Here is a 20,631-nt window from a genome sequence, read left to right as displayed (position 1 = left end):
TCGTGGATCACTAATAGTCATTGCGAGCGACTGAAAGGAGCGTGGCAATCTCAGGAATTTACCTGAGATTGCTTCGTCGACGCTTATGGCGTCTCCTCGCAATGACAAAAAACAAGGAACATATGAACAACTATACAAAACTAGAAAATGAGTTTTCGACCATCTCGCATTTTAATAATATTTTGAGCATATTATACTGGGATGTTGCCGTAAATATGCCTATGGGTTCAGGTGAGAGTAGGACAAACGAAATAGTAACTTTAACGTCGCTCGTTCACTCGCTGCTCAAATCTCCTATGCTAAAAGAGCTAGTTAGCAAGGCAAAAGAAGAATCAAAGAGTCTTGACGATTGGCAAAATGCTAATATTAGAGAGATTGAGAGGCAAATAATAGATGCGAATTGTATTGACGAGCAGCTACAAAAGAAACTAGTAGCAGCGACTACCAAAGCTGAACTTGTTTGGCGAGAAGCAAGAAAAAATAATGACTATAATTTATTCAAACCGCATTTACAAAAAGTTTTAGATTATACGAAAGAAGTTGCTAAAGTACGAGCAGATGATTTTAATTGCGGATTATACGACTCATTAATAGATATGTTTGATCCAAGCAGAAAAAGTAGCGAAATCAAGCAAGTTTTTTCAGTACTTAAAAAAGAACTCCCGCAGCTCATAAATAAAGTTTTAGAAAAACAGAAAAGCGAGAAAGAACTAGTAAAGAACGGCGAACTAGCTCCTGAAATGCAAAAGCGTATCGGAAAACGCATTATGGAAATTATGCAGTTTGATCTAACAAAAGGACGATTAGACGAATCTACTCATCCTTTTTGCGGTGGAACACCAAACGATATACGTTTAACTACTAGGTATGATAAAGACAATTTCATAAGCGGTTTAATGGGAATTATTCACGAAACAGGTCATGCTCTATATGAGCAGAATCTACCGGAAATGTATAAAGGACAACCGGTAGGACGTGCTAAAGGTATGGCTTTTCATGAAAGCCAGTCTTTATTTATGGAGATGCAAGTAGGTAGATCAAGAGAATTCACGAAATTTTTAGCTAAATTACTTCGAGACGAATTTGCTTTTAAAAGCGAAGAATATTCAGCAGAAAATTTATATAGAAAGATTACTAAAGTTAAACCTGATTTTATAAGAGTGGATGCAGATGAAGTAACTTACCCGATGCATGTAATATTACGTTTTGAGATAGAGGAAATGCTTATCACCGGTGACTTGAATCTTGATGAGTTACCAAGCTTTTGGGATAATAAGATGCAAGAATATTTAGGCATTAAACCGGTAAGCTTTAGTAATGGCTGTCTTCAAGATATTCACTGGTCACACGGAAATTTAGGTTACTTTCCCGCCTATACAAACGGTGCAATTATCGCATCAATGGTGATGAAAAAAGTAAAAGAGATACATCCTAATATAAAAGATGATATATTAAAGGGTGATTTTAGTAATATAAATAATTATCTAAATAAAAATTTTAGAAATCTCGGTTCGTTAAAAAATTCAGCCGATTTATTAAAAAGTGCTAGCGGTGAGGACAAGATAAATCCTCAAGTATATATAAAATATTTAGAAGGGAAGTATTTATAGTAAACACCGTCATTGCGAGGAAATTACGAAGTAATTGACGAAGCAATCTCGGGAGAAAGTCCTGAGATTGCCACGCTCCTTATAGTCGCTCGCAATGACGATTTAGTACCTATACGGGCAATGACACCGGCACACAAGAACCGAACAAACAAAATAAACAATAATATGGAAGAAGACTTAAAAAAAACAGGTTATTTATTTGGCGGGAACGCCGTTTTTGTTGAAGAATTATATAGGCAATATTTAGCCAATCCCGCCTCGGTTGATCAAACTTGGCAAGAATTTTTTGCCGGCATTAAGGATAATAGTGCTGTGCTTAATAAAAGTACGGCAAAGATAATTATTCCTTATGAAATAAAAAAAGAACCGTTAAATAATAATCTATCTTCTGAAGACTTAAATAATAGACATCTTGCCAAACCAGCTTATAGAGAGGAATTTAAAGGATACACGGAACGCAGCACCGCAGCGTATATAAACATACGTGAGGATGCGAGTACCGGATTGATTTCTAAATTACCTCTAGAAGCGAAGTTTGGGAAGATGTCTAGTTTAAAAGCTAAGGAAATGATTAATGCTTATCGCAAGCATGCTCATTATTTAGCGAATCTTGACCCTCTTGGTCTTGAACTACGTAAAACAAAAAATGATTTAAAGCTTAATATAGAAACTTTTGGTCTTGATAGCGGTCAGCTAGAAGAAAATATCAATATTACGGATGAATTTGTTGGTAATTGGAACTGTAAATTATCTGAATTAGTTACTAAGCTCGATAAAGTTTATACAGGTTCTATCGGGGTTGAATTTGAACAAATAGAAAATGTAGAAGAAAAAAGCTGGTTATATAGTCAGCTAGAAAACGAAGCTACATTTTCTCCTGAAGACAAAAAAACTATCTTAAATGATTTAGTAGAAGTAGAAGGGTTTGAGCAGTATTTACATACAAAATTTCCCGGAGCTAAGCGTTTTTCCGTTGAAGGCGGTGATGCTTCTATAGTTGCTATGAGTAAAGCTATAGATTTATCCATGAATCAAGGCGTTGAAGAAATCGTTATCGGTATGGCACATCGAGGGAGATTAAACACTCTGACTAAAGTAGTAGGTAAGCCATATAAAGCTGTTATTGCGGGCTTCATAAGCGGTAGCGTATTTCCCGATGAGCTAAATGTTTCGGGCGATGTAAAATACCATTTAGGCTATTCATCGGATAGAGTCATAGGGGATAAGAAGATACATCTATCACTAGCCGATAATCCTTCACATTTAGAAGCGGTAAATCCTATAGTTGCAGGGAAAGTAAGAGCAAAACAAGATATTCTTGTAGATACTAAACGCAGTAAAGTTAAGGCTATTTTAGTGCATGGTGATGCTGCTTTTTGCGGTCAAGGCGTAGTTGCCGAAAGCCTATCAATGTCACCTCTCATTGCTTATGATATCGGCGGAATATTACATTTCGTCATTAACAACCAGCTAGGTTTTACGGCTAATGCTGCGGATACTAGAGCTAGCAGATATTCTACGGAGTTTGCTAAAATCATTGCTGCTCCGATTTTACACGTTAACGGTGATGATATAGAGGCAGTGTTAAAAGCCACCAATATTGCAGTAGAATATAGGCAAAAATTCGGTAAGGATGTTGTAGTCGAAATTATTTGTTACCGCAAATACGGGCATAATGAGGGCGATGAGCCGATGTATACTCAAGGTAAGATGTATAACATTATTAAAAGCAAACCGACCCCTGGAAATATTTACGCAAATGAGTTAGTAAAAAGCGGTATAATTGATAATAATTATTTTGCTAAGTTAAAAGAAGAATTTAAAGCAAGACTAGATAAGGAATATGAGCAGGCAAAAAGTTATAAGCCGGAAGCACATTTCTTAGGTGGGTTATGGCAAGGCATTTCTCGTACTCGTACACAAGCTGCAATAACGAGCGTCGGGAAAAAAACATTACAAGATTTGGGAACTAAACTATGCGAAATACCGAAAGATTTTGCCGTTAATCCAAAACTTGTAAAATTATTTGAAGCTCGAAAAGCTAATCTAACGGCTGATCAGCCTATTGATTGGGCAACAGCTGAGCAGCTAGCTTTTGCAAGCTTGCTTGCTTCAGGTACAAATATAAGGCTAACCGGACAAGACTGCGGACGCGGTACTTTCTCGCATCGTCATTCAGTATTGCACAACCAAATTGACGATACTACCTATATACCTCTAAATAATTTATCTAAAGAACAAGCAAAATACGAGGTAGCCAATAGTAATTTATCTGAATATGCGGTGCTTGGTTTTGAGTATGGTTATTCACTCGCAAATCCAAAAAATTTAGTTTTATGGGAAGCACAATTCGGTGATTTCGCTAATGGAGCTCAGATCATTTTTGACCAGTTTATTTCAAGCAGCGAAACAAAATGGCTTCGTATGAGCGGACTTGTGATTTTGTTACCTCACGCATTTGAAGGACAAGGACCGGAGCATAGTTCGGCAAGACTTGAGAGGTTCTTACAGTTGGCGGCTGAGGATAATATATATGTTACATATCCAACTACTCCTGCCTCGATTTTCCACCTGCTACGTCGTCAAATACTTGATGATACCCGCAAACCGCTAATCGTAATGTCGCCGAAATCATTATTACGTCATAAATATGCCGTATCTAAACTTAATGAGCTAAGCGAAAATACTACTTTCTTACCGGTTTTAGATGAAGTAAATAAACTAGACACAAACAATATTACTAAAGTAATTTTATGTAGCGGTAAGGTATATTACGATCTATTTGAAATGCGTGGCAATAACAGTAATATAGTGATTATTAGGCTTGAGCAATTATACCCTTTTGAAAAAAAACTTGTAGCATCACTATTAAAAAAATATAATAGGACGCAGGAATTTATTTGGTGTCAGGAAGAACCGAAGAATATGGGAGCTTGGCGTTATATAGCTTCTTACTTAAATGATGCTTTAAAAGAAGCAGGAATTAATAATGAATTTAAATATGTAGGTAGAGAGGAATCAGCCTCTCCGGCAGTAGGTTCGCTGCAAGCACATAATAAACAGCACGAGAAGCTATTAAGAGAAGCATTGGGAGTATGATTCTTAGGGTGTTTCCTAATAATCGTCATTGCGAGTGACTAAAAGGAGCGTGGCAATTCTCAGGAATTTTGCCTGAGATTGCTTCGTCGACGCTTATGGCGTCTTCTCGCAATGACGATAAAAATCGAGCTATAGTGAATAGGAGTAAAATAAATTATGAGCGTTAAAATTATAGTACCGTCGCTTGGAGAGTCCGTAACGGAAGCAACTATTGCCAAATGGTATAAGAAAGAAGGTGATTCGGTTAAAACCGATGAATTACTGTTAGAAATTGAAACCGAAAAAGTAACTTTAGAAGTTAATGCTCTTTGTAACGGCACTATAGGTAAAATATCGAAAACTGACGGTGCAAATGTAGCAGTTGGCGAAGAAATAGGCGAAATAAATGAAGGGGCAGCTGCAAATACTGCCGGTACTAATAATGAATCTGCTAAAGCTCAAGCAGTTACGCAGCCTACTTCAGAAAAGCCTGTAGAGAAACCTGCCGTGGTTAATAATATTCTTGCTCCTTCCGTACAAAAATTAGTTACCGAAAATAAGCTTGATCCCAATAATATAAAAGGAACAGGTAGAGACGGTAGAATTACCAAAGGTGACGTGCTTGAAACAATAAACACACCGTCTGCTGCTACTTCTACAGTAAACAAAACTAATGAAGAAAGAGTACAGCGTGTTCGTATGTCACGCTTGCGTAAAACTATTGCACAGCGTTTAAAAGATTCACAAAATACAGCAGCTATTTTGACTACTTTTAATGAAATCGATATGTCAAAAGTAATTGCCTTGCGTAATCAATATAAAGAAGAGTTTGAGAAAAAGCACGCTGTGAAACTTGGCTTTATGTCGTTTTTTGTTAAAGCAACAATTGAAGCTTTAAAGCTTATTCCGTCGGTAAATGCTGAAATAGACGGCGATGATTTAGTATATAAAAATTACTATGATATAGGTGTAGCTGTCGGAACAGAGCAAGGGCTTGTTGTACCGGTTGTTAGGGGTGCCGATAAAATGGGATTTGCCGAAGTGGAAAAAGCTATAGAAACTTTGGCTAAAAAGGCTCGTGAGGGTAAGCTTTCTATGGCTGATTTGTCAGGGGGGACATTCTCGATTTCTAACGGAGGCGTATATGGCTCATTATTATCTACACCGATTATTAATCCTCCTCAATCAGGTATTCTAGGCTTACATAAAACCGAGGAAAGAGCTGTAGTTATAGACGGTAAAATTGAAATACGTCCAATGATGTATATAGCTTTATCTTACGATCATCGTATAATTGATGGGAAAGAAGGAGTATCGTTCTTGGTAAAAATTAAAGAGCTTATTGAAAATCCAGAGAAGTTACTACTGAATTTGTAGAAAGTTGTCATTGCGAGGAGGCATTGTCTGCTTGGATACCGAGTGGTCATTGCGAGGAACGAAGCGACGTGGCAATCCAGAAAAAATAATAAAAAAATTCTGATTTACAGAATTTTTTACTGGATTGCTTCGTCAATTACTACGTAATTTTTCTCGCAATGACGATTTGCATCCCGTATTCAAAGAAAGGAAGTATATAATAATGATAAAATGTACTCGTCGTATTGAGTTCGATGCAGGACATAGAATTATAGGACATCAAAATAAATGTCAATTCCTGCACGGTCATCGCTATGTTCTTGAGATCGCTATAGCCGCAAACAAAACCGATAAACTTGGTATGGTAATCGATTTTGGTTTAATTAAGGATTTAGCTAAAAAATGGATTGATGAAAATTTTGATCATAGCTTAATCCTACATCAAGACGATAAGGAAATGGGGCAGCAAATAGAAAATTGTACCGGTCAAAAAATATATTACATGCAGAATAACCCAACTGCAGAAAATATAGCGACGCATTTAAAGAATAAAATTTTTCCTAAACTTTTCGTAGGTCAAAACTTCTTCGTAGCGAGCCTCAAACTATATGAAACACCTAATTGTTTTGTTGAGGTTTAAGCATGCAAGATTGCTGTTTAATTTTAACTACTACTAATGATTTGCAAATTGCCGAGAAAATAGCATCTGTTTTGTTAGAATTAAATCTTGCTGCCTGCATTCAAATTGACGATGTCAAAAGTTACTTTAGATGGGATGGTAGAGTAACTTTAGAAACCGAATATAGACTTGTAATTAAAACAAAATCTTCTAATTATAACGAAATTGAAAATAAACTCCTTGAAATTCATAATTATGAATTACCGCAAATAATAAAAATAAATATTGACTATGGCTTTCAAAAGTACTTAGAATGGATTGACTAAAATAGTAAATAAACTTATACTTGAACAAATTTAAAAATTAAGTAAGTAAATTATGAAATTATGGCAAAAAGTTACCTTAGGGTTAATCTTAGGTATTATATTTGGTATATACTTACCACAATATGTTAATTATATTAAACCTATCGGTGACATTTTCTTACGCTTGATAAAAATGATCATTACCCCTTTAATTTTCTTTAGTTTGGTTTCCGGTATCACTAGTATGAATGATACTTCCGCCCTTGGCAGAGTAGGAATGAAAGCGGTAGCCGCTTTTTTAGGTACTACTTTTTTTGCCACGGTTTTTGGGCTTACTGTTGCCTTAGTATTAAAGCCGGGAGTAGGCATACATATAGATTTTACCTCTTCAGGAACGACAAGTAGAACTTCATTTAATATAATTGATTTTTTTGTAAATATCGTCCCTGATAATGCTGTTGGGGCTTTTGCAAACGGTGATGTCTTGCAAGTTGTATTTTTTGCTATTTTTGTTGGGATTACCTTAAACAAAATGAAATCTATCGGTGAACCTGTTATTGATTTAATTCATGTAATGTCAAAATTAATATTAAAAATGATATCGTTTGTTATTCAATTATCCCCTTACGGTGCTTTTGCTTTAACAGGCTGGATTGTAGGCATGCAGGGAGTTGAAGTAATGATTAGTTTATCGAAACTTGTTGTAGCAGTAGTTGTGGCAATGACATTTCAATATTTAGTTTTTGGCTTACTTATATATGTATTCTGCCGTGTTTCCCCTATACCTTTTTATAAAAAAAGTTTTGAGTATCAGATACTTGCTTTTTCTACTTCAAGTAGTAAGGCAACTCTTGCAACTACTATGCAAGTTTGTCGTGAAAAGCTTGGCATTTCAGAGTCTAGTACTTCATTCGTACTTCCGATAGGGGCGTCAATTAATATGGACGGATTCGCCATAAATCTATCTCTTACTACTATATTCTTTGCTCAAATGATGGGAGTAACGCTTGCTCCTCACGACTATTTAGTAATTATTCTCACCTCAACACTTGGATCTATCGGCGGAGCCGGCATTCCCGGTGCCTCTTTGATAATGCTTCCTATGGTTCTTTCTTCGGTTCACTTACCTATAGAGGGAGTAGCAATTATTGCCGGTATTGACCGAATACTTGATATGCTACGTACTACTATCAATATTACCGGCGATGCAACAATTACTATGATTATAGATAACAGCGAAGATACTTTAGATAAGGAAGTATATTTATCTTAATGCTTATCTACATTTCTAGCTAATTATGTCATTCCTACGAGGCATTGTTGCGTGGATACTGAAGGTCGTCATTGCGAGGAAAAACTGTAAGTTTTGACGAAGCAATCTCAGGAGTTCTTATTATTTCATGAGATTGCCACGCGAGTACTACGACTGCTCGCAATGACGGGGTGGTATCCACGCAATAACACTAAAAAAATTAGAATAGGTTTTTACTTGTAAGATAAAATAGAAACACTACCAAAATTTAACGGTGAGAATTGAGAAACTTTTTTATTTCTTTTTCTTTATTTTGAATCTTTATACTATTTCTTTCTTTTATAATTTTCAGTTTAGTTTTAAATGGAGCAAGAAATAAAGCAGCATAATATTCTCCATCAGAAGCATGTAATTTTCTATTAGCATCCACTGCTATCCAATTTAAAGCTCTTTTTCCTTTAAAATCTTTAATTTTTTGATCTGCTTCTAATAAAATACGAACAGGTTCAACATTAAGATATGATGCTGCATACATAAGGGAAGTCATTCCGGTTTTAGAATTTTGAACGTTAGGATTAACACCTAGCTTAAGCAAAAGTTTTATTAAATCAGGATTATTTCTTTCTGCGGCTAGCATCATTCCGGTAATACCGTCTTCATATCTTAAATTAGGACTCATTCCCTGATTAATTAAAAATTCAGCAATTTCCGACTTCATAAATCCTACATTTATATGGATTAAACTCATGGATGCACCACGCTTTAATAAAAAATCGGCAATTTTTATATTATTATTCGATATAGCATAATCTAGAGGAGTCCAACCCAAGCATGGTTGATTTACTCCGTATCCCTCATCTAATATCTTTTTTACTTCTTCAAGATTATCTGCCTTAATAGCATCCGCTATAGGTGTAATTGGATTTCCGACTTTTTGATTATATTCAACACCATCCACATATATTTTTTTGGTCTTAAACTCCAGTTTACATTCCATTGCATGAATAGAAGGAATAATAAAAATAATTATAAACTTTAAAATTACTTGGATAATTTTCATATAATCAATCTAGGTACTATGTAGCTATGGAGCATAAAACCTTTATCGGTAAGATAGATATTTTCATTTATTTTAATTAAATCTAACGCTTGATAATGCTTAAGATTATTCATGTCCAAAATATTCTCTAATTTCGTGTTCAATTTCTGCTCTAATGTAGAAATATTTATACCTTTGCTAAGACGTAAACCCATCATTAACGTTTCTTCAATGATTTCTTGATGCGTTAACTTAGTATTAGTTTGAATACTGACATTTTTTGTATTAACCGAGTCTAACCATTTTTCAGGTTTATGCCACATCATAATTGCCGATACCGAACTTGAAGTATCAATTATTCTACTATGAGCTCCGGGACCTATACCTAAATAATTATTATAATTCCAATAAGTCAAATTATGCAAACATTCCTGATTTGCTAGAGCATAATTAGATATCTCATATCTAAAATATTTTTTAGATTCTAGATAATGATTCGTCCATTCGTACATTTCAGCTGCCGCATCTGAATGCGGCAAAATCAGATTACCCTCCTTAAATAATTTATAAAAAGGTGTACCTTTTTCGATAGTCAATTGATAAAGAGAGATATGGCCATTTGCGAGTTGCATAGCTTGCTTTAATTCTTCTTGCCAGTCTTTTAATTTCTGACCGCTACGTGCATATATTAAATCAAATGATACTCTTGGAAAAATCGAATTTGCTGCCTCAATTGTTTTGATGGCTTGCAAAGCATCATGAGTTCTACCTAATTTTTTTAAATCGTCTTCTTTTAAGGATTGTACTCCAATCGAAACACGATTAATTCCGGCGGATTTGAATGCTTTAAACTTCTCAGTTTCAAAGGATGTAGGATTGGTTTCTAGAGTTATCTCAGTTTGATTATCAATAATTGCTAGATTACTGATTTTATTTATTATTCCTTCAACTATTACAGGATTCATTAAAGAGGGAGTACCGCCACCGAAAAAAATAGATTTAATGTATTTATTTTGAATAATATCCTTAAAATACTCTATTTCCGTTTCATAGGATTTAAGCCACTGATGATGATCTATAGTGCTTGCCACATGAGAATTAAAATCACAATACGGACATTTTGACAAACAAAACGGCCAGTGAATATAAATGCTTAAATCATCTACCGTAACTTTCATATTTTGTATTTTTGCTACTGCTAGTTTAGGTTCTGTGGACATTTCTAAAAAGATTTAATTTTGGTTATTTGCAGCTAGCAATTATAAGATTTTTTTGAAAAATGAATAACTATTCCTACAAAAATTTTATTAATTTTCGCTAAAAAAGCCTTCAAAATAAAATCAATTAGAAATGCCCACAAAACCTAGCATTTTCTTTGATTTTATTCAAGGTGTATGATACAACACTATTTTAATTTAAGAGATATTATTAAAATAATGAAAAAACTTACCTGCTATTTTACAATTATTTTATTAACCTTTTGTGTTCAAGCTATAGGAGATAATGATAAGCAAATATATAACCAGAAAGATACTAAATTTTTAGAAGAAGCTGAAGGAGCTGAAGCTCTAAAATGGGCAAAAGAGCGTACTGATAAAACAGAAAAGGCTTTCCAATCTATGCCTACTTATAAGGTAGTTAAGAAAGAAATAGAATCTATTTTCTATGACCAAAGAAAAACTCCATATGGTATTATCCGTAAAGGGTATGTATATAATTTTTGGATGGATGATAAGAATCCCCAAGGGTTATGGCGTAGGACATTGATTGAGAATTACTCGAAAGATAAACCAAATTGGGAAGTTCTAATCGATTTTGATAAATTATCCAAAAAACTCGGTAAAAAAGTAATGTATCGAGGTGGAAGTAATTGTTTTCAAAACCCTAATCGTTTCTTAATTACCATGTCATTTGGCGGTAAGGATGAGATGTTTTTTAGAGAATGGGATTTAGAGAAAAAAGATTTTGTAAAAAATGGTTTTGAGCCAAAAACAAGTAGCGGAAAATTACTAGAAAGTAAATTTACTGTCCCTACTTGGGTTGACCAAGATACTATTATATTTAATCCAGTTTTACATAAAGAGGAAGTTACTGACTCTTTATATCCTAACTCGCTCTACATATGGAAGCGAGGAGAACCTATAGAGAAAGCCAAAAAACTATTTGAAATACCAAAGAATTATATACGTGTATCAGCCGGTAAACTTTTATCCGATAATATTTCTTCATCTTTAATATTTATATCTGCAGATAAGGATTTTTATAATTACGATAATTATATTTTAGATACTAAGGATGAGAGCTTAAAATTACAAAAAATAAATATGCCATCAGATGCAACACCTGAAGGTTCTTTTAAAGAACATGTATTTTGGCTGCTGCGTTCCGATTGGCAATTTAAAGATAGTAATATAAAAGCAGGTTCACTTGTTGCCATACACTACGCTGATCTTCTAAAAGAAGATAACGATAAAGCTAGCTTAAAAATATTATTTACCCCAACAGAGAGAGAAGTATTTTATTTTGTAGGAATGACTAAAGATACTGTATTTTTAACTAGCTATGAGAATGTTATTTCAAAAGTAGTAACATTTACATTAGAAAATAATGAATGGACAAAACCGGTAACTTTTAAACTGCCCTATGAAAATGCAATTTTTGGTATGTTGTCTGATGATGAGGAAGAAGATGCACTAATTACTATAGAAAATTCTATAGTTCCTCCAACTATATATTTATGGGATAAAACTCATGAATTAAAAGTTATTAGAAAGCCTTTATATCCGTTTGATAGCAAAAATTATGTTGTAGAGCAGAAGGAAGCTACAAGCTCGGATGGAGTTAAAATACCATATTTTATTGTCTATAAAAAAGGTATAAAATTTGACGGTAAGAATCCAACATTACTTGAAGCATATGGGGGTTTTCAAGTAATTAACTCTCCATATTTCTCTCGCATGGAAAATGAAGTATGGGTTAAACATGGTGGAGTGAGTGTTCTTGCTAATATCAGAGGCGGCGGAGAATTTGGTCCTGAGTGGCATAAGGCGGCTCAAGGAATAAAACGTCAAACCGGCTTTAATGATTTTATTGCAGTAGCAGAGGATTTAATAAAGCAAAACATTACTAACCCTGAGTATTTAGGAATTAAAGGAGGAAGTAACGGCGGATTGCTAGTAAGTGTTGCAATGACTCAGCGTCCCGATTTATTTGGAGCTATAGCATGCGAAGTACCGGTACTTGATATGGTACGCTATAAAGAATTTGGAGCAGGACATTCATGGGTAACTGAATATGGAGATCCGGAAAATCCAAATGATTTAGTACATATTAAAAAATATGCACCTTTAGAAAATTTATCTTTAACTCAAAAATATCCTACTATTTTAATTACCGGTTCAGTGCTTGATCAACGTGTACATCCATGGCATGCACGAATTTTGGAATATGTACTTGAGCAAAATCCAAACATTACAACTTATTTCTTAGAGAGTAGTGATAGTGGACATAGTAGCGGTAGTGACTTAAAAGACAGTGCTAATTATTTTATCAATATCTATACATTTTTTGCAAATGCTTTGAAATTGAAGATTGATTAGACCTGTCATTGCGAGCCGGCACGGGCGTTGTTGCATGGATACCCGCACCGTCATTGCGAGCGGTCGAAGACCGCGCGGCAATCCAGTAAAAATGCTAATTTTTAGCATTTTTTATTACTTTTTCTGGATTGCCACGTCGCTTCGCTCCTCGCAATGACGGTGCGGGTATCCATACAATAATGCCGTTTTACGAAAATAATTTTCCAATTCCGCTACGTAATAGATTTTTAGGATTCATTTTACTTGCTTTTTTCATCATCTCGCTTATTTGCTTATATTGCTTTAGCAAAATATTTACCTTTTGTACCGTAGTCCCTGCTCCAGCAGCTATACGTTTTCTACGAGAAGCATTAATGATGTCTGGATTCTTACGTTCTTTCAGCGTCATAGATAAAATAATTGCTTCTTGATGTTCAATTATTTTACTATTTAATTTTGATTGATCTATTTGATCCATAATTTTACCGCTACCCGGTAACATGCTAAGTATACTACCAAAACCTCCCATTTTTTTTATGCTTCTCATTTGCTGAAGATAATCATTTAGATCAAACTTACCCTTTTTTAATTTAGCTTCCGTTTTTTCGGCTTCTTCTCTATCAACAATACTAGCTGCTTTTTCAACAAAAGAGATAATATCGCCCATATCAAGTATTCGAGAAGCTAAACGTTCAGCATCGAATTCTTCTAAATCAGTTAGTTTTTCACCACTACTTAAAAATTTAATCGGCTTTTTAGTAATATATTTTACACTGAGTGCTGCACCGCCCTTGGAATCACCATCAATTCTAGATAAAATTAATCCTGAAATCTCTAACTTTTCATTAAAACTACTTGCCGTAACTACTGCATCCTGCCCTGTCATACTATCAACTACTAACAAAGTTTCCGTAGGCTCCACTATCTTTTTTATTGCAAGAGCTTCCTCCATCATCTCTTTATCAATTTGTGTACGACCTGCCGTATCATAAATTACGACGTCATAAGCAGAAATTTTAGCCTCGGCAATAGCTCTTTTGACAATATCAAGAGGTTTCTCACCTTGCACAATAGGTAATGAATTAATCTGTACTGAGTTTGCAAGTATAGCAAGTTGCTCTTGTGCGGCCGGTCTGTAAGTATCCAAAGAAACAAGTAAAACTTTTTTATTTTGATTTTTAAGTCGTAAAGCAAGCTTACTACTCGCCGTAGTTTTACCGCTCCCTTGCAGCCCTACCATTAGGAAATTTACCGGCGGCTTTGAATTTAAATTTAGCTTTATCTCACTTTCACTTGAAGCTAAGAGATTTATCATCTCTTCATGAATAATTTTAATTATCATCTGCCCCGGTGAAACGGATTTAATAACCTCCTGCCCGAGTGCCTTTTGTTTAACTTCCGCTATAAAATCTTTTATCACCGGTAATGCAACATCCGACTCTAAAAGAGCTACTCTTATATCCCGCATAGCAGCATCTATTTGAGCTTCCGTCAAAATGCCTGAGCTAACTAGCTTATCAAAAATCTTCGTTAAATTTTGTGTTAAAGTTTTAAACATGCAAATAATTTAATTTATAAAGTTCTAATATATTTTGCTCAATATGTTTTAGCAACAATATATTTTATGGTTTTTTGAGCTACAATTTAGAAAAGTGATACTAATTTGAAGAAGTTGAAGGAATTTATTAATAAGGCATTTTAAGTAATTTTTTAATGATAGGCATCTTAAAAACATTTTAAGCAATTTACTGCTTTAAACTTTTTATCCATTGTTTAATGTCAATCATTTTATTGTAGCATTCTGCTGCTTCATCAAGACGCCCAAGTTTTTCAAACACTATACCTTTCATATCGTAAAGTTTTGCATTATAAGGATAATTTGTTATTAATCGGTCATACTCTGTAAGTAATTCTTCATATTTTTCAGCTTTTTCTAATATATAAATTAGATCTTCTGTTAAAATCTCTGAGTAAGGAGTATCAAAATTTTTGTTATTCCTTAAAATTTCTAAAGCTTCATCATATTTATTAAGCTTACATAAAATTTTAGCTTTTAATTGTACATATATTTCTAGGTCGTATGAAGGATATTGCATAATTCCTTTATTTAAGCATATTATAGCTTCATCATATTTACCTATTTCATCTAGTATAATCGCTTTTTGATGATATAAATAAGCACCTCCTAATTCAATTGCTTTATCACATGCTGTTAATGCTTCTTCAAATCTTCTTAATTCTTTTAAACTATCCGCTTGACAAGCATAGTAATACCAATACTTATTTGGTTTTAACTCTATAGCTTTGTTTATATTATCTAATGCTTCATTATATTTACGTATTTTAAGTAATACTGAGCTTATTTTATAATAAAAATCAGCATTATAAGAATCAGAAAAGGATATTTCTTAATGCTATTACTAAAAGCCAATATAGCAAGGTCATATTTCCCTATCTCAAATAAAATATCACCATCTAAATATTGTTTTTTTCTATCAAGCTTAACCGCTTTATCAACAACTTTGACTAATTCTTCTTGTTTGTCGTCAAGAGCATTTAAGGCCTCAGCTTTTGCCCAATATACTTGAATATTTTTAGGCTCAAGTGCTATTGCTTTATCATAAAAACTTATTGCTTCTTCATATTCTTCAAGAAATTCATCATTTAAGATATTTCCTATACTTTCATATGCTTTTGCACAATTAGGATTAAGCATTATAAGTTTTTTATAGATTTGAATGGCTTCCTGCTTTTTCCCCACATACTTAGTATTGATCCTTTACCTAGATACGGTTCATTTTCATTAGGATACAAACTAATCATCTTATCATAAAGTCTTATCGCCTCTTTATAATTGCCACTTTTATGAAATTCATTAGCTTGCTCATATAAAGCCTTATATTCTTTATTAAATTTTGTATAAAAATATTTTTTTAGTTTTTGTATGAAAGACATTTTGAAAAAATTTTACCCTGTAAAAAACTCATTCACCACTAATATATAACTTGTTTTTAAATCTAAATCATAATCAACGGTATTATATATTAACTTTTTTATATCGGTAAATTTTTGTAGTAAATAGGAAGGATGCTTATTTGGCAGTTTATCAAAAATCTTATTTTCTAAATCTAGAAGCTCAATATTGACGTTAGCGGATTTTTTAAGAATTCTATTCAATAATAATAATAAATTATCAATAAAATCTAGCCATAATTCTCGGTCTTTAGTAGTAAAGCGATTAATAAAATCTAACGTTTCATTATTTGCTATCGGCTGAATAAATTGAAGATATAGTTCATTTATAGAATGAGGTTGAGATGAGCTAGCATTAATTTTAAAACATCTTGATCTAATTGTAGATATAATACTTGCAGCTCTTGAAGTAATTAAAAAAATGTAACTATTCTTTGGTGCATCTTCAAGAATTTTTAAGCATGAATTCGCCGCATTTAAATTCATAAGATCAGCCGCATAAATTACGGCAACTTTATAACCTGAAATTGCAGAAGTTTTACTTAAGAAATCTTGTAATTTTCTTATTTGTTCAATAGAAATATTTTTAGCATTAGATGTAGTTGAAGTTTCCCTAGCAATGAAATGATAATCAGGATTGTTTTCAAGAGGAATGCTATTCTTAAAAAGCTTACTATATATAAAATCTTCTAAATCTTTTAAAGCTTGCTCTATATTTTCGGCTTCGATAAGCCAACTATTATATAGCTTATTATGTTTTAAGTTAAACTCTAGGCGTTCAATTATCAATGGTTGTAATATCGTTATGAATTGTACTTAAGAATTGTTCTATATCATTCCGGCTTTTGCAGAGCATTGTTGCATGAGCCGGTTTTTCTAGTGTCACCCCGCAAGCTTGTAACGGGGTTTGGAAATTATCAGTACTGTAATAAGTTACTTCTTTTAATTACAAGCTTCTTTCATTTTTCTTCCAGCTCTAAAAGTAGGTTGATTGTAAGCATCTATTTTCATTTTTGCTCCGGTTTTTGGGTTACGGCCCTCACGTGCTTTTCTATAATGTATTTCAAATGAACCAAAACCTGTTATATTAATATTATGGTGGCTCTTTATAGCACTAATCACACTATCAAGAACTAAATTAAGTGCTTTCTCAGCATCAGCTTTTGTTAATGTTTTATGTGAAGCATGTTTATGATTATGACCATGGTCGGTCATAAATGCTATAAATTCGGTTTTATTCATTTTTTTTGGTTCTTTTTTGTTATGTGTACTCATAATAAAATCAACTCTCCTTTAATGGGTTAATATGTATTGATGTTTTTTTATAAAACAATATATACAACTGGCAATAATATACATCAATATATTTTTTTATGTGAGTTAATTATAACAAACTACCCACATACTGCAAATGCCAGTTATTTACAAAGTTTAAAATATATACGTTATTATATTAATTTATAGAAAAATGTAGCCATTTTACATCAGTTATACTGTTAAAACTATCTTAATCAAGTAATTAAAGTGAAAATTTATCATTAAAACCTTAATTTATTGTCAATAGTAAATTACAAAAGCTAATTTTCTACTTTATAAAAAATTATAAGTTTTTTAATAAAAAACAATATATACTTAATTTATATAATAAGTTGGAAACCATCTTTCACCTTTTATATAGAATATTTCTAACCGAATAGCAGATTTATGTAATAATTCGCTATTCATATTAATTTAGAATAAAATTTTTAAAGAAAAATATATTAAATCTAATGTTATTGTCTGAAATTTGTATTAAACGCCCTGTCTTTGCTACAGTTTTGAGTTTGGTTATCGTAGCTCTTGGAGCAATTTTTTTTACCAAACTACAAATTAGAGGAACTCCGGATATTTCAGTTCCCATTATAAATGTCGAAGCTCATTATGCAGGTGCCGATGCTTTATATATGGAAAAAGAAATAACGACGCGTATAGAAAAAGCTTTAAAGACGGTTAAAAATTTAGATTATATAACTTCTCAAAGTTCTACAGGCGAAAGTAGTATTACTTTATCATTTTTACTATCTACCGATATTGAAGTAGCATTAAACGATGTTCGTTCTAAAATATCGGATATCACTTATATGTTCCCGCAAGATATGAAAGCACCATCAGTTGCAAAACTTGATGCCGATAGTTTCCCAAGCCTCTTCATAAGTGTTGAAAGTGATCAATATAGCGATTTAGAATTAACAAAGATCGTCGAAGATAATCTACAAACACCTTTAGATAAACTTGAAAGTGTAGGACAGTCACAAATTTACGGCGGTCGGAAATATATAATGAGAATAGAACCTGACTCCAAAAAATTATATCAACATAAAATTTCTTTATTGGAGATTGAATCTGCAATAAAAGAGCAAAATAAAGATTATCCCGCAGGTACGATTAAAACAAAAAGTAATAATTTTATAGTCACTCTTGAAGGTTCTTTATCTACACCGGAAGAATTCGGTAATATTATTCTAAAAGTACAAAACGGAGGTATCACAAAATTACGAGATATAGCGAAAATATCTTTAACTTCTCCCGATGAGGACATAATTTTCAGATATAACGGCAAAAGCTCCATTGCTCTTGGTCTTATAAAAGAATCAAAAGCTAATGTCATAGATTTATCAAATGAAGTAACTAAAGAGCTAGAAAGAATTAAAGAATCCATGCCCAAAGGAATAAGCATGGGTATCGCATATGATGGAGCAACACCTGTAAAAGCATCAATTTATGCGGTATTTCAAACAATTTTTGAAGCTTTAATATTAGTAGTTTTAGTCACTTATTTATTTCTTGCTTCTGCTAAAATTACCTTAATTCCGTTTGTGACGATTCCGGTATCATTGATCGGTACTTTTAGCGTAATGTATGCTTTTGGATTTTCTATTAATATATTTACGCTCCTTGCTATGATACTTGCTATAGGTTTAGTCGTCGATGATGCGATAGTTATGCTTGAAAACATTTTTAGATATAATGAAATGGGGCATAAACCCATGGAAGCAGCTTTACTTGCTTCTAAAGAAATCGGCTTTGCAATCATTGCTATGACTATTACGCTTGCTGCCGTATTTTTACCCGTCGGTTTTATAGAGGGTTTTATCGGGAAATTATTTATTGAATTTGCTTGGACTTTAGCATTTTGCGTTTTGTTCTCAGGATTTGTTGCTTTAACTTTAACTCCTATGATGTCAAGTCGTATGGTTACAAAACATAATACGGACTTACCGAAATTCTTAGTAAAGTTTAACGACATTCTACAATTTATTCAAAATAAATATATTTACTATCTAAAGCTAACTTTTGACAATAAAAAGAAATTTGTCATCATTATTGCATCATCTTTTATAGTGCTGATTATTAGTTTTAAATTTACTCAAAAAATTTTCGTACCCCAAGAAGATGACGGATTTTTACAAGTTTCTCTTAAAGGACCTGAAGGTTCTAGTTTAGAATCTTCTACTAAAGTAGTGAAAGAAGCCGAAAAAATCCTTGCTAATTATAAAGATATATTAGGTTATCTGATGGTAATAGGTGCAGGCGGTAGCGATAATGTTTTTGGATTCATTCCATTAAAAGATTGGGGTGAGCGTTCTCGTTCTCAAGAAATTATTAAGAATATGTTAAATAAGCAGTTTTCCGAAATACCGGGCATGTCGATTTTCGCTATGGATCCACGTTCGATGGTTAGCGGGAATGCAAGTAGCCCTATCGAGTTTACTATTCAAACGAATCTTGAATATGATGATTTAGATAAAATATCACAACAATTTATTGATATAATGAAAACAAATCCTATTTTCTTAAACGTCAATAGAAATTTACAATCGGCAATGCCAACTATAAGTATAGAAGTCAACCGTGATAAGGCTTATTTATACGGAATAGATTTGGCAAATATAGGCAAAACGGTACAATATTTACTTGCAGGTCAACAAATTGGGGATTTTAGAATGGGTAATGATTTATATGACGTTATATTGCAATTTAATCAAAAAGATCGAAAAGATATTAGCGATTTTAGTAAAATTTTAATCAGAGCAAAAAATAATAATATGTTACCGCTTGAATCGATAGCTAATATTACGGAAAAAATATCAGTAAAATCATATAGTCATTATAATAATTCAAAATCCGTTACTATTTCTTCCGATCTTGCTCCTGACGGGAAAATTAATGATGCAATTAATGAAATCAATAAAATAGCCGCTAAGTTACTTGACCCTAGTAATACTATAATTGAATATATCGGCGAAATTAAACAAATGAGAGAGGCAGACAGTAATATGCTTATAACATTTGTATTTGCTCTTGTATTTATCTATTTAGTGCTTGCAGCTCAATTTGAAAGCTTTACTGACCCTTTATTAATATTACTCGCCGTACCTTTCTCAATAACCGGCGGTGTACTTGCTCTCTGGCTTGCTGGTAATAGCCTTAATATGTATAGTAATATCGGACTTATTACCTTAATTGGATTAATTACTAAGAATTCTATTATGATAGTAGAATTTGCTAATCAGCTAAGAGAAAAAGGAGTAAAGGTTCAAGAAGCTATAATAGAATCCTCAAAACTTCGCTTGCGTCCAATTCTTATGACTACCCTTGCTGCTGTAGTCGGAGCTTTACCTCTAGTATTTGCAGATGGAGCCGGTGCTGCTGCTCGTAATTCTATAGGCTTTGTAATAGTTGGAGGATTAAGCATCGGTACTATATTTACAATTTTTGTTATACCTGTAATATATCAAACTTTTAAGAAGGATTAATAAATTATAGAATTATAAAATTTAG

At 33.0% G+C, this 20,631-nt stretch carries 16 protein-coding genes and 2 pseudogenes; 9 read left to right on the top strand and 9 right to left on the bottom strand.

What is annotated here, in order from left to right; genetic code table 11:
- The first annotated feature begins 122 nt into the window (after positions 1-122).
- From BN1174_RS05135 to BN1174_RS12325, 7 genes are all read left to right on the top strand, one after another.
- Positions 123-1,610, top strand: a complete 1,488-nt coding sequence (locus BN1174_RS05135) for a carboxypeptidase M32 (RefSeq protein WP_040257055.1) — start codon at positions 123-125, stop codon at positions 1,608-1,610.
- Positions 1,611-1,775: 165 nt separating this feature from the next.
- A complete protein-coding gene (locus BN1174_RS05130; protein ID WP_040258043.1) occupies positions 1,776-4,709 on the top strand; it encodes a 2-oxoglutarate dehydrogenase E1 component in 2,934 nt (977 codons plus the stop codon).
- 156 nt (positions 4,710-4,865) lie between these two features.
- Positions 4,866-6,065, top strand: a complete 1,200-nt coding sequence (odhB, locus tag BN1174_RS05125) for a 2-oxoglutarate dehydrogenase complex dihydrolipoyllysine-residue succinyltransferase (protein WP_040257053.1) — start codon at positions 4,866-4,868, stop codon at positions 6,063-6,065.
- 202 nt (positions 6,066-6,267) lie between these two features.
- Positions 6,268-6,684 carry a 6-pyruvoyl trahydropterin synthase family protein gene (locus tag BN1174_RS05120; RefSeq protein WP_040257051.1) on the top strand — a complete coding sequence of 139 codons (417 nt, stop codon included), beginning with the start codon at positions 6,268-6,270 and terminating at the stop codon, positions 6,682-6,684.
- 2 nt (positions 6,685-6,686) lie between these two features.
- Positions 6,687-6,989 carry a divalent-cation tolerance protein CutA gene (cutA, locus tag BN1174_RS05115; protein WP_040257049.1) on the top strand — a complete coding sequence of 101 codons (303 nt, stop codon included), beginning with the start codon at positions 6,687-6,689 and terminating at the stop codon, positions 6,987-6,989.
- Between the two features lie 52 nt (positions 6,990-7,041).
- On the top strand, positions 7,042-8,241 hold the full coding sequence (locus tag BN1174_RS05110) for a dicarboxylate/amino acid:cation symporter (protein WP_040257047.1): 1,200 nt from the start codon (positions 7,042-7,044) through the stop codon (positions 8,239-8,241).
- A 93-nt stretch (positions 8,242-8,334) separates the two neighbouring features.
- Positions 8,335-8,463 (top strand): hypothetical protein, encoded by a 129-nt coding sequence (locus tag BN1174_RS12325; RefSeq protein ID WP_269378974.1) that lies wholly within the window; start codon positions 8,335-8,337, stop codon positions 8,461-8,463.
- 283 nt (positions 8,464-8,746) lie between these two features.
- On the opposite strand, the pseudogene BN1174_RS05100 reads toward BN1174_RS12325, so the two are convergent.
- A pseudogene (locus BN1174_RS05100) lies at positions 8,747-9,217 on the bottom strand (ankyrin repeat domain-containing protein); the annotation flags it as partial.
- 59 nt (positions 9,218-9,276) lie between these two features.
- Positions 9,277-10,479, bottom strand: a complete 1,203-nt coding sequence (gene hemW / locus BN1174_RS05090) for a radical SAM family heme chaperone HemW (protein WP_156138496.1) — start codon at positions 10,477-10,479, stop codon at positions 9,277-9,279.
- 216 nt (positions 10,480-10,695) lie between these two features.
- Here hemW and BN1174_RS05085 point away from each other — a divergent pair, with 216 nt between their 5' ends.
- Positions 10,696-12,858 carry a prolyl oligopeptidase family serine peptidase gene (locus BN1174_RS05085; RefSeq protein ID WP_040258037.1) on the top strand — a complete coding sequence of 721 codons (2,163 nt, stop codon included), beginning with the start codon at positions 10,696-10,698 and terminating at the stop codon, positions 12,856-12,858.
- Between the two features lie 187 nt (positions 12,859-13,045).
- Here BN1174_RS05085 and ffh read toward each other — a convergent pair whose 3' ends face one another.
- The 7 genes and pseudogenes from ffh to BN1174_RS05055 form a co-directional block, all read right to left on the bottom strand.
- Positions 13,046-14,395, bottom strand: coding sequence for a signal recognition particle protein (gene ffh / locus BN1174_RS05080; RefSeq protein ID WP_040257044.1), 1,350 nt, complete (start codon positions 14,393-14,395; stop codon positions 13,046-13,048).
- A 187-nt stretch (positions 14,396-14,582) separates the two neighbouring features.
- On the bottom strand, positions 14,583-14,933 hold the full coding sequence (locus tag BN1174_RS05075) for a hypothetical protein (protein WP_040257042.1): 351 nt from the start codon (positions 14,931-14,933) through the stop codon (positions 14,583-14,585).
- Positions 14,934-15,179, bottom strand: a pseudogene (locus tag BN1174_RS13105) (tetratricopeptide repeat protein); the annotation flags it as partial.
- Positions 15,180-15,196: 17 nt separating this feature from the next.
- The gene (locus BN1174_RS05070; RefSeq protein WP_040257040.1) at positions 15,197-15,553 is read right to left on the bottom strand and encodes a hypothetical protein; all 357 of its coding nucleotides are present in this window, start codon (positions 15,551-15,553) and stop codon (positions 15,197-15,199) included.
- A complete protein-coding gene (locus BN1174_RS05065; protein WP_040257038.1) occupies positions 15,553-15,792 on the bottom strand; it encodes a tetratricopeptide repeat protein in 240 nt (79 codons plus the stop codon). Before BN1174_RS05065 ends, BN1174_RS05070 begins: the two co-directional genes overlap by 1 nt.
- Before the next feature lie 12 nt (positions 15,793-15,804).
- Positions 15,805-16,599: a DNA polymerase III subunit delta' gene (locus tag BN1174_RS05060; protein WP_040257036.1), complete on the bottom strand. Its 795-nt coding sequence runs from the start codon at positions 16,597-16,599 to the stop codon at positions 15,805-15,807.
- A gap of 153 nt (positions 16,600-16,752) precedes the next feature.
- Positions 16,753-17,085, bottom strand: coding sequence for an HU family DNA-binding protein (locus BN1174_RS05055; RefSeq protein ID WP_040257035.1), 333 nt, complete (start codon positions 17,083-17,085; stop codon positions 16,753-16,755).
- A 494-nt stretch (positions 17,086-17,579) separates the two neighbouring features.
- On the opposite strand from BN1174_RS05055, the gene BN1174_RS05050 reads away from it, so the two are divergent.
- Positions 17,580-20,606, top strand: coding sequence for an efflux RND transporter permease subunit (locus tag BN1174_RS05050; protein ID WP_040257033.1), 3,027 nt, complete (start codon positions 17,580-17,582; stop codon positions 20,604-20,606).
- Positions 20,607-20,631 lie beyond the last annotated feature (25 nt).

The sequence above is a fragment of the Rickettsia hoogstraalii genome (assembly GCF_000825685.1).
In the GTDB taxonomy this organism is placed as follows: Bacteria; Pseudomonadota; Alphaproteobacteria; order Rickettsiales; family Rickettsiaceae; genus Rickettsia; species Rickettsia hoogstraalii.
The sequence above is the reverse complement of the archived record's forward strand: the minus strand, read 5'-3'. Positions and strand labels throughout refer to the sequence as shown.

Coding starts and splice junctions, on each gene's coding strand:
- cutA (WP_040257049.1), top strand. CDS start 6,687: ATGCAAGATTGCTGTTTAATTTTAACTACTACTAATGATTTGCAAATT.
- odhB (WP_040257053.1), top strand. CDS start 4,866: ATGAGCGTTAAAATTATAGTACCGTCGCTTGGAGAGTCCGTAACGGAA.
- BN1174_RS05130 (WP_040258043.1), top strand. CDS start 1,776: ATGGAAGAAGACTTAAAAAAAACAGGTTATTTATTTGGCGGGAACGCC.
- BN1174_RS05120 (WP_040257051.1), top strand. CDS start 6,268: ATGATAAAATGTACTCGTCGTATTGAGTTCGATGCAGGACATAGAATT.
- BN1174_RS05085 (WP_040258037.1), top strand. CDS start 10,696: ATGAAAAAACTTACCTGCTATTTTACAATTATTTTATTAACCTTTTGT.
- BN1174_RS05055 (WP_040257035.1), bottom strand. CDS start 17,085: ATGAGTACACATAACAAAAAAGAACCAAAAAAAATGAATAAAACCGAA.
- BN1174_RS05135 (WP_040257055.1), top strand. CDS start 123: ATGAACAACTATACAAAACTAGAAAATGAGTTTTCGACCATCTCGCAT.
- BN1174_RS05050 (WP_040257033.1), top strand. CDS start 17,580: ATGTTATTGTCTGAAATTTGTATTAAACGCCCTGTCTTTGCTACAGTT.
- BN1174_RS05065 (WP_040257038.1), bottom strand. CDS start 15,792: ATGTCTTTCATACAAAAACTAAAAAAATATTTTTATACAAAATTTAAT.
- hemW (WP_156138496.1), bottom strand. CDS start 10,479: ATGTCCACAGAACCTAAACTAGCAGTAGCAAAAATACAAAATATGAAA.
- ffh (WP_040257044.1), bottom strand. CDS start 14,395: ATGTTTAAAACTTTAACACAAAATTTAACGAAGATTTTTGATAAGCTA.
- BN1174_RS05075 (WP_040257042.1), bottom strand. CDS start 14,933: ATGCAATATCCTTCATACGACCTAGAAATATATGTACAATTAAAAGCT.
- BN1174_RS05070 (WP_040257040.1), bottom strand. CDS start 15,553: ATGCTTAATCCTAATTGTGCAAAAGCATATGAAAGTATAGGAAATATC.
- BN1174_RS05110 (WP_040257047.1), top strand. CDS start 7,042: ATGAAATTATGGCAAAAAGTTACCTTAGGGTTAATCTTAGGTATTATA.